Annotated in this window: 12 protein-coding genes; 9 read left to right on the forward strand and 3 right to left on the reverse strand. The window is 65.1% G+C overall.

The window, feature by feature from the left end:
- Positions 1 to 58 precede the first annotated feature (58 nt).
- Genes CH271_RS26150 through CH271_RS26165 form a run of 4 tightly spaced genes read left to right on the forward strand, consistent with a single transcriptional unit; the run spans position 59 to position 3590 of the window.
- Positions 59 to 949: a TIGR01777 family oxidoreductase gene (locus CH271_RS26150; protein WP_037192907.1), complete on the forward strand. Its 891-nt coding sequence runs from the start codon at positions 59 to 61 to the stop codon at positions 947 to 949.
- 21 nt (positions 950 to 970) lie between these two features.
- A complete protein-coding gene (gene lipB, locus CH271_RS26155) occupies positions 971 to 1750 on the forward strand; it encodes a lipoyl(octanoyl) transferase LipB (protein WP_094635471.1) in 780 nt (259 codons plus the stop codon).
- Positions 1751 to 1760: 10 nt separating this feature from the next.
- Complete coding sequence (gene lipA, locus CH271_RS26160) at positions 1761 to 2774, forward strand: lipoyl synthase (RefSeq protein ID WP_179274619.1); 1014 nt, start codon at positions 1761 to 1763, stop codon at positions 2772 to 2774.
- Positions 2775 to 2834: 60 nt separating this feature from the next.
- Complete coding sequence (locus CH271_RS26165) at positions 2835 to 3590, forward strand: DUF4191 domain-containing protein (RefSeq protein WP_037192911.1); 756 nt, start codon at positions 2835 to 2837, stop codon at positions 3588 to 3590.
- A gap of 40 nt (positions 3591 to 3630) precedes the next feature.
- Here the strand turns inward: CH271_RS26165 and CH271_RS26170 are convergent, their stop codons facing one another.
- Positions 3631 to 4095 carry an RDD family protein gene (locus CH271_RS26170; protein WP_037192914.1) on the reverse strand — a complete coding sequence of 155 codons (465 nt, stop codon included), beginning with the start codon at positions 4093 to 4095 and terminating at the stop codon, positions 3631 to 3633.
- 167 nt (positions 4096 to 4262) lie between these two features.
- Here CH271_RS26170 and glnA (CH271_RS26175) point away from each other — a divergent pair, with 167 nt between their 5' ends.
- The 5 genes from glnA (CH271_RS26175) (at position 4263) to CH271_RS26195 (ending at position 9491) form a co-directional block, all read left to right on the forward strand.
- Positions 4263 to 5699 carry a type I glutamate--ammonia ligase gene (gene glnA, locus CH271_RS26175; protein WP_032368128.1) on the forward strand — a complete coding sequence of 479 codons (1437 nt, stop codon included), beginning with the start codon at positions 4263 to 4265 and terminating at the stop codon, positions 5697 to 5699.
- A gap of 187 nt (positions 5700 to 5886) precedes the next feature.
- Positions 5887 to 6537 (forward strand): ABC transporter permease, encoded by a 651-nt coding sequence (locus CH271_RS26180; RefSeq protein WP_094635472.1) that lies wholly within the window; start codon positions 5887 to 5889, stop codon positions 6535 to 6537.
- Complete coding sequence (locus CH271_RS26185; RefSeq protein WP_037192918.1) at positions 6530 to 7726, forward strand: ABC transporter ATP-binding protein; 1197 nt, start codon at positions 6530 to 6532, stop codon at positions 7724 to 7726. Before CH271_RS26180 ends, CH271_RS26185 begins: the two co-directional genes overlap by 8 nt.
- Positions 7723 to 8508: an ABC transporter permease gene (locus CH271_RS26190; RefSeq protein WP_094635473.1), complete on the forward strand. Its 786-nt coding sequence runs from the start codon at positions 7723 to 7725 to the stop codon at positions 8506 to 8508. The genes CH271_RS26185 and CH271_RS26190 overlap by 4 nt, the downstream gene beginning before the upstream one ends.
- Entirely contained in the window at positions 8508 to 9491 is a 984-nt protein-coding gene (locus CH271_RS26195; protein ID WP_037192922.1) for a glycine betaine ABC transporter substrate-binding protein, read from the forward strand. The genes CH271_RS26190 and CH271_RS26195 overlap by 1 nt, the downstream gene beginning before the upstream one ends.
- Positions 9492 to 9503: 12 nt before the next feature.
- Here the strand turns inward: CH271_RS26195 and CH271_RS26200 are convergent, their stop codons facing one another.
- The gene (locus CH271_RS26200; RefSeq protein WP_094635474.1) at positions 9504 to 12551 is read right to left on the reverse strand and encodes a bifunctional [glutamine synthetase] adenylyltransferase/[glutamine synthetase]-adenylyl-L-tyrosine phosphorylase; all 3048 of its coding nucleotides are present in this window, start codon (positions 12549 to 12551) and stop codon (positions 9504 to 9506) included.
- 129 nt (positions 12552 to 12680) lie between these two features.
- Entirely contained in the window at positions 12681 to 14021 is a 1341-nt protein-coding gene (glnA, locus tag CH271_RS26205) for a type I glutamate--ammonia ligase (RefSeq protein ID WP_032379097.1), read from the reverse strand.
- Positions 14022 to 14121 lie beyond the last annotated feature (100 nt).

A 14121-nucleotide genomic window follows, 5' to 3' on the forward strand; every position in this document is an offset into this window, starting at 1 on the left:
CGGGGCATCATTCGTTCGCGAATGGTGCCCCGTTTGCGTCAAGGAGGCTTTCGTTCACATGCGCGTAGTCATTGCAGGTTCATCGGGTTTGATCGGCACTGCCCTGGTCGCAGCGCTGCGGGGTCGTAGCCACGACGTCACCCGCCTGGTTCGGAGATCGCCGGCGGGGCCGGACGAGTCGCAGTGGGATCCGTCGCGCGGGAGCATCGACGCGGCCGCGCTCGATGGTGCCGACGCGATCGTCAACCTCTGTGGTGTCGGAATCGGCGACAAGAGGTGGTCCGGTGCGTACAAGCAGCTGGTGCGAGACAGTCGCATCGCTCCCACCGAGGTTCTCGCCGGGGCTGCCGCCGACGCGGGTGTACCCACCCTGATCAATGCCAGCGGCGTCAACTTCTACGGCGACACGGGCGATCGAGTGGTCGACGAGACGGCTCCCGTCGGTGACGGATTTCTGGCCGAGGTCTGTCGCGATTGGGAGAATGCCACGACAGCGGCGTCGGAAGCCGGTGTCCGCACGATCATGCTGCGCAGCGGTGTCGTGCTGTCGCAGCGCGGCGGAATGTTGGGCAAGCTTCGCCCGCTGTATCTGTTCGCCCTCGGCGGGCGGCTCGGTAGTGGACGCCAGTACTTCCCGTGGATTTCCTTGGAAGACGAGATCGGTGCCATCGTCCACGGTATCGAGAACGACTCCCTGCGTGGACCGGTCAACATGGTCGGTCCAACTCCGGTGACCAACGCACAGTTCAACAGCGCGATGTCGCGCGCGGTGCACCGTCCGGCACCCTGGGTCGTCCCCGGCTTCGCGCTGAAGGCCGTCATCGGCGAGTTCGCCGAGGAAGCCATTCTCACCGGCCCACGCGCCATTCCGAAAGCCCTGGAGGACGCGGGCTACACGTTCGAGCACAACACCGTGGGAGAGGCACTGCGGGTGGCTGTGGGTGGCTGACGCGGCGTACCGTTCCGATTCATGAGTGATGCGAACTCTTCGTCGGTCGCCGTGTCGGCACGCGCGAGCTCCGAGCCGGTCGTGGTGCAGGAGTTGGGCACCGTCGAGTACACGGAGGCGTGGGCACTGCAGCGCGAGCTGGCCGGTGCCCGGGCGGACGGTACCGGCTCCGACACGATGCTGCTGCTCGAGCATCCGTCCGTCTACACGGCGGGCAGGCGTACCTCCGAGGAGGACATGCCGCGGGACGGCACCCCCGTTGTCGAGGTCGATCGAGGCGGCAAGATCACCTGGCACGGTCCCGGCCAGTTGGTCGGGTACCCCATCGTCAAGCTCGCGCAGCCCATCGACGTCGTCAGGTACGTACGCCGTATCGAAGAAGCTCTGATCTCCGTCGTGTCCGCCTACGGCATCGGTTGCGGGCGCGTCGACGGTAGGTCCGGGGTGTGGCTCGCCGCGCAGCCGAGAGACGGCGTGTGGCTGCCCGAACGCAAGATCGCGGCGATCGGGGTCCGTGTTCAGCGCGGAGTGACGCTGCACGGTTTCTCACTGAACTGCAACGCGGCCATGACCGGTTTCGATGCGATCGTGCCGTGCGGCATCGCCGATGCGGGTGTGACGTCGCTGTCGCTGGAGCTGGGCCGAGACGTCACCGTCGCCGAGGTCACCGCTGCTGTGACCGAGGCCGTTCTGGCCGCGCTCGACGGGTCGATGCCCGTGCAGGATCACGAGATCGAGCATCCGGCGCTCACGGAGGCGTCGATCAACCCGCAGTTCACGACGGTTCGCTTCGGCGCGTAGCATCGAAGCTGTGACTGTGGCCCCAGAAGGACGCAAGCTGCTCCGCCTCGAGATCCGAAACGCGGAGACCCCCATCGAACGCAAACCCAACTGGATCAAGACCAAAGCCAAGATGGGCCCGGAATACACCGAGCTCAAGGGTCTTGTGAAGCGTGAGGGTCTGCACACGGTGTGCGAGGAAGCCGGCTGCCCCAATATCTACGAATGCTGGGAAGATCGCGAAGCGACCTTCCTCATCGGCGGTGAGCAGTGCACCCGCCGTTGCGATTTCTGTCAGATCGACACCGGCAAGCCGGATGATCTCGATCGAGACGAGCCGCGCCGGGTGGCCGAGAGCGTGCAGGCCATGGGTCTGCGCTACTCCACGATCACCGGAGTCGCTCGGGACGATCTGGAGGACGGCGGCGCGTGGTTGTACGCCGAGACGGTTCGGTACATCAAGAAGCTGAATCCGAACACCGGCGTCGAGCTGCTCATCCCGGACTTCAATGCCAAGCCCGATCAGTTGGCCGAGGTCTTCTCGTCACGCCCCGAGGTGCTGGCTCACAACGTCGAGACGGTGCCGCGCATCTTCAAGCGCATCCGTCCCGCCTTCCGGTACCAGCGGTCGATGGACGTCATCACCGCAGCCCGCGACGACGGTCTGGTCACCAAGTCCAACCTGATCCTCGGCATGGGTGAGACCCCGGAAGAGGTGCAGGAAGCCATTCGCGACCTGCACGAGGCCGGATGCGACATCCTGACCATCACCCAGTACCTGCGCCCGTCGCCGCGCCACCATCCGGTCGAGCGTTGGGTCAAGCCGGAGGAGTTCGTCGAGCACTCCGATTACGCGACCGAAATCGGCTTTGCCGGTGTGTTGGCCGGGCCGTTGGTCCGCTCCTCCTACCGAGCCGGACGCCTCTACGCACAGGCCATGGCACATCACGGCCGCCAGCTTCCCGAGAGCATGAGCCACCTGACCGACGGTGGCGAAGCGTCACAGGAGGCAAGTTCGCTGATGGCACGACTGGCTGCTCGCTGATCCTCGCCTCAACCCGGCGCGGTGCGAGTGAGCGCCGGCACAGGACGTATCCTGTGAGGTATGGCGAACGGCAGTAAGGCTGGCAAAGCAGCAAAGCCCAGCAAGGAAGCAAAAGCGGCTGCCAAGGCAGCGCGCAAGCAGGCATCGAGGGAACGGCGCAAGCAGCTCTGGCAGGCGTTTCAGATGCAGCGCAAGGACGACAAGGTTCTCCTTCCGCTGATGATCGGCGCGGTGGTCGGGCTGGGGCTCCTCGGATTCCTCATCGGCCTGGCCTTCGATTTCCAGTGGTTCCTGCTCCCCATCGGACTGCTCCTGGGCGTCCTGGTCGCGTTCATCATCTTCGGACGCCGCGTGCAGAAGTCGGTGTACAAGAAGGCCGACGGTCAGGCCGGCGCGGCCGCGTGGGCCCTGGACAATCTGCAGGGATCGTGGCGGGTGACCAACGCAATCGCCGGAACCACCCATCTCGACGCGGTGCATCGCGTCATCGGCAAGCCCGGTGTCATTCTCGTGGCCGAGGGTGCACCGCATCGCGTGAAGTCACTGTTGGCTCAGGAGAAGAAGAAGACCGCCCGCCTGGTGGGCGACACTCCGATCTACGACATCATCGTCGGCAACGAAGAGAACCAGATTCCGCTCTCGGGTCTGCAGAAGTATCTGTCCAAGTTGCCGAAGAACATCGACGGCAAGCGCATGGACACCATCGAGTCGCGGCTCTCCGCATTGGGCACCAAGGGGGGCCCGGCGATGCCGAAGGGACCCATTCCCGGCGGAGCCAAGATGAAGGGCGTTCAGCGCACCATGAAGCGCCGCTAGCCTCTCACGATCACTCGGACAGCCCTGGTGCGACGACCCCTCAGCGGGCCCGCAGCAGGGCTGTTCCCGTTGCGCGGTCGTGCATGCCTCGGCCGTCCATGTCCGTGACGACGGCCGGGACGACGAACAGCAGAATCAACTGGCGCACCAGCGCGCGCACGAAGCCGACCCGCGCCTGCGCGTCGATGCGTGCCACCTGAATACCGACGATGAACTGGCCAGGGGTGAACGAGAACAGCGAGACGCTCACCAGTCCGACGCCGAACCACACGGCGAGCACGATCGTCGAGATCAGTCCGCTCGTGGTGTAACCACCGAGAATCAGCGACGCCACGCCGGTGGCCATCGTCCAATCCAGCACCAGCGCGAGGATTCGACGTCCCGTGCCGGCCAGCGCGCCGACGCCCTGCTTCGGAAGGCCCAACTCCTCCCCGCGGAAGTTCTGGGGTTCACGCGGGTTCGCGGCCGCCGGTCCGGACAACCAGGACCCTGTCATTCGTGCCATGATTTCCAGGATAGGCGCGGACGGGCACACGGGAAAACACGCGGACGTACTGTTGTTCGTGCCACTCGTGAACCAGGACGCGTAACACGGGCGAAACACGAGCTTGACGGGCGGGCAACACCAAGTCCATACCGTCAGGTCGACGGACTCAACAAAGGAGCAAAAGCGTGGCGTTTTCCACGGCCCAAGAGGTCATCAAGTTCATCGCGGATGAAGGAATCGAATACGTCGACATCCGGTTCACGGATCTGCCGGGTGCACAGCAGCACTTCTCGATCGCCGCCAAGGCGTTCACGGCGGACACGCTGGAAGACGGCCTTGCGTTCGACGGCTCGTCCGTCCGCGGCTTCCAGTCCATTCACGAGTCCGACATGATTCTGCTTCCGGACTACGCCACCGCTCAGGTCGATCCCTTCCGCAATGCCAAGACGCTGAACATCGACTTCTTCGTTCACGATCCGTTCACGCGTGAGGCCTACAGCCGCGACCCGCGCAACGTCGCACGTAAGGCCGAGGAGTACTTGGCCAGCACCGGCATCGCCGACACCGCGTACTTCGGTGCCGAGGCCGAGTTCTACATCTTCGATTCCGTGCGCTTCGATTCGCAGGCGAACGGCGCGTTCTACGAGGTCGATTCGTCCTCGGGTTGGTGGAACACCGGAGCCGAGACCGAGGCCGACGGCAGCCCGAACCTCGGCTACAAGGTGCGCTTCAAGGGTGGCTACTTCCCCGTCGCTCCGTACGACCACTACGTCGACCTGCGCGACCAGATCTCGACCAACCTGCAGAACGCGGGCTTCGAGCTCGAGCGTGCGCACCACGAGGTCGGCACCGGCGGCCAGCAGGAGATCAACTACAAGTTCAACACGCTGCTTCGCGCAGCGGACGACCTGCAGCTGTTCAAGTACATCGTCAAGAACACCGCGTGGCAGAACGGCAAGTCGGCAACATTCATGCCGAAGCCGCTCTTCGGCGACAACGGCTCGGGTATGCACGTCCACCAGTCACTGTGGAAGGACGGCAAGCCTCTCTTCCACGACGAGGCCGGATACGCCGGACTGTCGGATCTCGCACGCCACTACATCGGCGGCATCCTGCACCACGCGCCGTCGCTGTTGGCGTTCACCAACCCGACGATCAACTCGTACCACCGCTTGGTGCCGGGCTACGAGGCCCCCATCAACTTGGTCTACAGCCAGCGCAACCGCTCCGCCGCGGTTCGTATCCCGATCACCGGCAACAACCCCAAGGCCAAGCGCCTCGAGTTCCGTGCGCCGGACTCCTCGGGTAACCCCTACCTGAACTTCGCCGCTCAGATGATGGCTGGTCTGGACGGAATCAAGAACAAGATCGAACCGATGGCTCCGGTCGACAAGGACCTCTACGAGTTGCCGCCCGAGGAAGCCAAGAACATTCCTCAGGCACCTACTTCGCTGAATGCCGTGATCGACCGGCTCGAGGCCGATCACGACTACCTCACCGAGGGTGGCGTGTTCACCACCGACCTGATCGAGACCTGGATCTCGCTCAAGCGCGAACAGGAAATCGCTCCGGTGAACCTGCGTCCGCACCCGTACGAGTTCTCGCTGTACTACGACGTGTGATCGTCTGATTTCTCACCGACAACGCCCGGCCGAATCTTTTCGGCCGGGCGTTGTCGCGTTCTCGATTGTTTCCGTTCGGCGTCGTTTCGGGCAAGCGACGAAAGAATTCGTACCGGTCGGAGTTTGATAGTCGGTACGCGGGGTAAAGGTATTTATCCGCTACCGGCGAACAGAGGACGACAACTGCATGGATGCACTGTGGGAATTCATCGTCGGACGGCGAAGGCAACTGGCGATCGACTCCTATCTGCACGTCTCGGCGGTCGTGCAGTGCGTCGTCATCGCCACCGTCATCGGGGTCGCAATCGGAGTTCTCGTCTACCGCAGCCCCGCTGGGTCGGCGATCGCGACGGCGCTCGCGAGCACGATCCTGACGATCCCCTCGTTCGCGCTGCTGGGTGTTCTCATCCCCATCATGGGATTGGGCGTGCGGCCCACGGTGACTGCGTTGGTCCTCTATTCCCTGCTGCCCATCATCCGCAACACCGTCGTCGGGCTGGCGGCAGTCGATCCGGCCGTCGCCGACGCCGCCCGCGGTATCGGCATGAGTCGCACGCTGGTGCTGCGACGCATCGAAATCCCTCTCGCCTGGCCGTCGATTCTCACCGGGATGAGGATCAGCACGCAGATGGCCTTGGGCATCCTGGCCATCGCTGCGTATGCGAAGGGCCCTGGCCTGGGCAACCTGTTGTTCTCCGGGCTCGCACGCGTAGGCAGCCCAACGGCCCTACCGCAGGCCCTCACCGGCACTGTCCTGATCGTCCTGCTGGCGTTGATCCTGGACGGGATCTACGTGTTGATCGGCAAACTGACCACCTCGAGGGGTATCCGTGAGTGACTCGACCCGTACATCGAACGTCTCCGGCGCGGAAATCGTGCTCGAGAACGTGACCAAGAGCTACCCGGGCCAGAAGCTCGCGGCGGTGGACAACGTGTCCATGACGATTCCCGCCGGCGAGGTCGTCGTTCTGGTCGGGCCCTCGGGCTGCGGCAAGACGACGACGATGCGCATGATCAACCGGCTGATCGAGCCGACGTCGGGCCGCATCACCATCGGCGGCAAGGATGCGCTCTCGATCGACCCCAACGAGTTGCGTCGCACCATCGGCTACTCCATTCAGCAGGCGGGTCTGTTCCCGCACATGACGATCGCGCAGAACGTCGGCATGGTGCCCGGGCTCATCGGGTGGAACAAGAAGCGCATCGACGATCGCACCGACGAGATGCTCGATCTCGTCGGGCTCGATCCGGCGGTGTACCGGCAGCGCTATCCGCGCCAGCTCTCGGGTGGCCAGCAGCAGCGTGTCGGCGTCGCCCGCGCTCTCGCCGCCGATCCCCCGGTGTTGCTGATGGACGAGCCCTTCGGCGCGGTCGATCCGATCACCCGAGGACTGCTGCAGGACGAGTTGATGCGGCTGCAGGCGGAACTGGGCAAGACCATCGTGTTCGTGACCCACGACTTCGACGAGGCCGTGAAACTCGGCGACCGGATCGCCGTTCTGGGCAACCAGTCGACCATCCTCCAGTACGACACTCCGGAGGCCGTTCTCGCCAACCCCGCAGACGACACCGTCGCCGGTTTCGTCGGTGCCGGAGCGGCATTGAAGCAGTTGACCTTGATGCGGGTACGCGACATCGAACTGTCCGACGTCCCGGTTTTCGGCGAGGACGATTCGGTGGAGACGATGAACACCGCTCTGGGCTCCGATCCCGAGGCGTGGGGAATCATCCTCGACGCACGGAAGCGCCCGCTCCGCTGGACCGATCGACGCCACCTCGTCGGAGTCGGGAGCCTGCGCGACGTCGGTGTGCCGATGGGTGAGATGGTCTCGACGCAGTCCACCCTGCAGGACGCACTGGAAGCGCTGCTGTCCGAGGGCAACGCGACGGCCACAGTGACCGGCAACCGCGGCGAGTACGTCGGCACCGTGACGATCGACGTACTGATCGACACCATCAAATCCCTGCGGTCTCAGCACGCGAACGATCACGACGAGGCGCGCAGCGACGTCGGGACGCCGTCGTGACCACACTCGCCGATACCGGCGACGACACGAAAGACACTGCGCGAGCCGCCAAGCGCGCCGAGCGACTACGGCTTCTCATCCAGCCGGTCGTCGTTCTCGCCATCGTGGCGGCGCTGCTGGTCTACACGTTCAGCCGGGACCTCACCGCCACCCAGTCGGGCACCCTGAACGCCGGCAGCATCACCACCGCCGTCCGCGAGCACGTGGCGATCACGTTCGTCGTGACGGCACTCGTACTCGCCATCTCGGTACCGCTCGGGATTCTGCTGACGCGGCCCGGGTATCGAAAGCTGGCTCCGCTGTTCATCGGTATCGCCAACATCGGTCAGGCAGCGCCGGCAGTCGGATTGCTCGTTCTGTTGTTCCTGGCCACCGGATGGACCGGATTCACTGCGGGCGTTCTGCCCATCGCGTTCTACTCGCTGCTTCCGGTGCTGCGGAACACCATGTTGGGCTTCCAGACAGTCGATCCCAACTACATCGATGCCGCACGCGGACAGGGCATGTCGAACATGGGCATCCTGCGGCGCATCGAGTTTCCCCTCGCGGTTCCGTTCATTCTCGCCGGTCTGCGTACCTCACTAGTGTTGGCCGTGGGCACCGCGACCCTGAGCTTCCTCGTCGGAGCGGGCGGTCTGGGCGTGTTGATCGATACCGGCTACAAGCTCAACCAACCGATCATCCTGGTGGTGGGAGCGGTTCTTGCCGTCGCTCTCGCACTTCTGGTCGATTGGCTGGGCGCACTCGCCGAGGCATTCCTCGGACCGAAAGGACTCCGCTGATGCGGCGCACCACTCGACGACTCGCGGCCCTGTGCGCTGCGGCAACACTGGCGCTCTCGGGATGCGGACTGCAATCCGGCGGTGCCATGCCGTTGTCGGTCGAACCGGGAAGCATCACCCCGCTCCCCGGCCTCGAAGGTGCCCAGTTCACCGTCGGTTCCAAGGACTTCACCGAACAGATCATCCTCGGCTACATCCTCGAATTCGCGTTGAGCGCGGCCGGTGCCGACGTTCGTGACCTGACCAACATCGCCGGCTCGCAGAGCGTGCGGCTGGCCATGCAGAGCGGCCAGGTGGACGTTGCCTACGAGTACACCGGCACCGGCTGGATCAACTTCCTGGGCAACGAAACCCCCATTCCCGACGCCACCGAGCAGTTCGAGGCCGTGCGCGACGCGGACAAGGCCAACGGCATCGACTGGGTCAACCCGGCACCGATGGACAACACGTATGCGTTGGCCATGAATCAGCAGGTTGCACAGGAGACCGGGGTGCGCACCCTGTCCGACTACGCCGCTCTGGTGAACCGCGACCCCGCCGCAGGCGCACTGTGTGTGGAGACCGAATTCAACAGTCGCCAGGACGGATTGCCCGGGCTCGCCGCCACGTACGGGTTCGACGCGAGCACGTTGCCGGTGCAGATTCTGCAGACCGGCGTCATCTATCAGGCCACGGCCGAGGGCGCGCAGTGCAGGTTCGGTGAGGTGTTCACCACCGACGGAAGAATCAAGGGCCTGAATCTGACCGTCGTCGAAGACGACAAGTCGTTCTTCCCGCGGTACAACGCGACCGTCATCATCCGCCAGGAGGTCGCCGATCAGTACCCCGAGATCGCCGAGGTGACCGCGCCGATCTCGGCCGCGTTGACCAACGAGGCCATTTCCGAGCTGAACAAGCAGGTCGACATCGACGGGCGCGAGCCTGCGGACGTCGCACGGGACTGGATGGTTCAGCAGGGGTTCGTCACCGTCGGCAGTGATTAGAGACAGACGGGACTAGTTCCCGCCGAAGGTCCGCTCCACCACTGCCTTTGCCCGACGCGTCACACGCAGGTAGTTGTCGAGGAACGCTCCGGCGTCGCCGTTCTCCCAGCCCGCCACCTGCGCGACTGCGGAGAGCACAGCTCCCGGTGCCGGCAGCTGATCGGTCGGCTTACCGCGGACCAGTACCAGTGCGTTGCGCGCCTTCGTCGCCAGGATCCATGCCTCCCTGAGCAATTCGACATCGGTCTCGCTCATCAGCTCGGCCGCACCGATGGCGTCGAGTGACTGCAGGGTCGAGGTGTTGTGCAGCGTCAGGACCTTGTGCGCGTACCTGAGCTGGATGAGCTGAACGGTCCACTCGATGTCTGCCAGTCCGCCACGTCCGAGCTTCGTGTGGGTGGAGGGGTCGGCCCCCTTGGGCAGACGCTCGGAGTCGATGCGCGCCTTGATGCGTCGAATCTCGCGGACCGCATCGGCGGACACGCCGCCCTCGGGGTAGCGCACCTTGTCGGCCATGAGCAGGAATCGGATTCCGAGATCCTGGTCTCCGGCGACCTGATGTGCGCGCAGCAGCGCCTGCACTTCCCAGGCCTGTGCCCACTGCGAGTAGTACGCGGCGTAGGACGCCAGGGTGCGCACCACCGGGCCGTTGCGGCCTTCGGGCCGCAGACCCGTGTCGACCTCGAGGGGTGGGTCGGTACTGGGCGCACCGAGCAGCTTCCGGATACGGTCGGCAATGGTGTTGGCCCACTTGACCGCAATGGTCTCGTCGAATCCGTCCACCGGATCGCAGACGAACAGTACGTCCGCGTCGCTGCCGTAGCCGAGCTCACCGCCGCCGAGCCGTCCCATGCCGATGACGGCGAGAGTTGCCGGAGCCGGTTCGCCGCGCTCGATCTCGCTGGCCCGAATGGCAGCTGCCAGAGCAGCATTGATGACGGCGGCCCAGACCGAGGACAGCGCGCGGCACACCTGAGGCACATCGAGCATTCCCAGAATGTCCGCCGAGGCCACCCGCGCCAGTTCGTGGCGTCGTAATGCCCTGGCCGCGTTGATGGCTCGCACCGGGTCCTCGTACCGAGCCGAGGACGACAGGATGGCGCGGTACGTCTCTTCCGGCTCGACGTCGAGCAGTCGCGGGCCGGTCGGTCCGTCGGCGAACAACCGAATGACTTCCGGGGCTTTGATCAGCAAGTCCGGTACGTAGGCCGAGGAGCCGAGCACGATCATCAGCCGTTGTGCCACAGCGCCTTCGTCGCGCAGCACGCGCAGAAACCACGTCTGCTCCCCCGCCGATTCGGACAGTCTGCGGTAGTTGAGCAGTCCGGCGTCGGGATCGGGGGTGTCGGCAAGCCACTCGAGCAGCGTCGGAAGCAACACGGCCTGAATCTGACCGCGGCGGGTACCCGAGCCGACGAGCGCACGCAGGTGGCCCAACGCGTTCTGCGGGGTCGCGTAGCCGAGTGCGGCGAGCTGACGCGTCGCGGCGTCGGGGGTCAGACGCACTGTCTCGGAGTCGAACTTGACCACCGAGTCGAGCAACGGCCGGTAGAAGAGCTTCGCGTGCAACCGCCTGATGCGCTGCGCGTTGCGTTTGATCTCGGCGTTGAGCACGCCGAGGGCGTCGCGGTTGCCGTCGGGTCGCATGTGCGCCGAACGGGCGAGCCACCGCAGGGCTTCCTCGTCGTCCTGAGGAGGCAGGGTGTGTGTGCGACGCATCCGCTGCATCTGCAGGCGGTGCTCGATCAGCCGAAGAAACTCGTAGGAGGCCGTCAGGTTCGCGGCGTCGTCGCGGCCGACGTAGCCGCCCTCGGTGAGCGCGGTCAGTGCGTCGGTCGTGCCGAGAACGCGCAACGACTCGTCGGTGCGACCGTGCACCAATTGCAGGAGCTGGACGGCGAATTCGACGTCCCGCAGGCTGCCGCGTCCGAGTTTGATCTCGCGCTCGCGGAGCTCCGGCGGCACCATCTCCTCGACTCGACGCCGCATGGCCCGCACCTCGGGCACGAAGTCCTCGCGCTGGCTGGCCAACCACACCATCGGGTTGACCGCGTCGACGTAGTCGTTGCCGAGCGCGATGTCGCCGGTCATGGGGCGAGCTTTGAGCAACGCCTGGAACTCCCAGGTCTTGGCCCAGCGCTTGTAGTAGGCGACGTGCGAATCCAGGGTGCGGACCAGTTCGCCGCGCTTGCCCTCGGGCCGCAGTGCCGCGTCCACCTCGAAGAACGCCGAGGATCCGATGCGCATCATCTCACCGGCGATGCGGCTTGCTTGCGAGTCGGCGGGCTCGGCGACGAACACGACGTCGACGTCGGAGACGTAATTGAGTTCGCGCGCACCGCATTTGCCCATCGCGACGACGGCCAGACGCGTCGGACACGGAGCGTCAGGGCACACGGTGGCCACGGCAACGGCCAGCGCAGCTGTGAGTGCAGCGTCGGCCATGTCGGACAGCTGCGAACCGACCACCGTGTACGGCAGGACGGGTTCGTTCTCGACGGTCGCGGCAAGGTCGTAAGCCGCCAGCACCATGATCTGGTCGCGGTACTTCTTGCGCAGCGCGATCACGGCGGGCGGCCCGATGACGGACGCGCGATACAGGTCGGGTGCGGCATTGGGGCCGGTCTCGGGCTCGGCCCCGACGGCCTCGAGCAGTTCCGCAACCAGGGTGGCCTTGGTGGGGAGCTCGATCTTGGCCGAGACCCCGCTGCTCTGACCCGCCTTGGTCAGCAGCAGACGCCAGGTGCTGTCGTCGGCTACCAGGTGATCGGCGAGCGCACTCGACGCACCGACGAGGCCGAGGATGCGCCCGCGGAATCCCTTGTCGGTGCGTAGTGCCGAGTCGAACTCCGTCCACCCGGCACCGAGCAGTTCGTACATCCGCACCAGGGTGCGCAGAGCGAGGTCAGCGTTGGGCGCACGGGAGAGTGACCACAGCAGCTCGAGGCTTTCCTCCCCCGTCCAGCCGAGGGTGCGCAGGTCGGACGGCGCAGTTTCTTCGACGAGGCCGAGACGGCCCGGTCCGGGAACGACGGATCTGGAGGTCGGAGGACGCACCATCAGAATCCACCTCGGGGTGCCACAGAATTACCTCGTCGTCAGTACACAGCGGCGCGAGGGTGCTCGCGTCGGCATCGGAACTACCATTGAAGGATCGACTAGAACGTAGCCCATGACGACGCCGTGCTGTTAAAGACCCAGGTAGGCCTTCAGCTCGTACGGCGTGACGTGGCTGCGGTATTCCTCCCACTCGCGACGCTTGTTGCGGAGGAAGAAGTCGAAGACGTGCTCGCCCAGTGCTTCGGCGACCAGTTCGGAGCCTTCCATCGCGTTCAGTGCCTGATCGAGGTTGCCCGGCAGTTCCTTGTAGCCCATGGCGCGACGCTCCGCGGAGGTCAGCGCCCACACGTCTTCCTCGGCCTCGGGCGGCAGGGTGTAGCCCTTCTCGATTCCGCGCAGACCGGCAGCGAGCAGCACCGCGAACGCCAGGTACGGGTTGCAGGCCGAGTCGGGGCTGCGGATCTCGACGCGACGCGAGGATGCCTTGTTCGGGGTGTACATCGGCACGCGGATCAGTGCCGAGCGGTTCGCCGGTCCCCACGACGCTGCGGTCGGTGCTTCGCCGCCGCGCACGAGTCGCTTGTAGGAGTTGACCCACTGGTTGGTCACGGCGCTGATCTCGTTGGCGTGTTCCAGGATGCCGGCGATGAACGACTTGCCGGTCTCCGAGAGCTGCATCGGGTCGTCCGGGTTGTGGAATGCGTTGGCGTCGCCCTCGAACAGGCTCATGTGCGTGTGCATCGCCGAACCGGCCTGATCGCTGAACGGCTTGGGCATGAACGTCGCGCGCACACCCTCTTCGATGGCGACTTCCTTGACCACGTAGCGGAAGGTCATGATGTTGTCGGCCATCGACAGTGCGTCGGCGTAGCGGAGGTCGATCTCCTGCTGGCCGGGTGCGGCCTCGTGGTGGCTGAACTCGACCGAGATTCCCATCGACTCGAGCGCGTCGATGGCGTGCCTGCGGAAGTTCGGGGCCGAGTCGTGTACGGCCTGGTCGAAGTAACCGCCGTTGTCGGCCGGGGTCGGCGGTGAGCCGTCCTGCGGGGCGTCCTTGAGCAGGAAGAATTCGATCTCGGGGTGCACGTAGCAGCTGAATCCGAGGTCCGCGGCCTTGCTCAACTGGCGACGCAGCACGTGGCGTGAGTCGGCCCAGGACGGCGAGCCGTCGGGCATGGCGATGTCGCAGAACATCCGCGCCGAGTGCTGGTGCCCCTTGCTGGTGGACCACGGCAGAATCTGGAACGTCGACGGATCGGGCTTGGCCACGGTGTCGGCCTCGGACACGCGCGCGAATCCTTCGATGGCGCTACCGTCGAAACCGATTCCCTCGTCGAATGCCCCTTCGAGCTCGGCGGGGGCGATGGCCACCGACTTGAGGTACCCGAGGACGTCGGTGAACCAGAGGCGGACGAAACGAATGTCGCGCTCTTCGAGGGTCCGGAGCACGAATTCCTTTTGACGATCCATGAACGCGAGAGTAAGCAAACGGAGTTAAATCTGTGTTACATCGTGAATTCGGTCTCACTTCGTGAAACTCTCAGCACTCTTCCCAGGTCGTGAGGTAGCA

The sequence above is a fragment of the Rhodococcus sp. 05-340-2 genome (assembly GCF_002258915.1).
GTDB lineage: Bacteria > Actinomycetota > Actinomycetes > Mycobacteriales > Mycobacteriaceae > Rhodococcoides.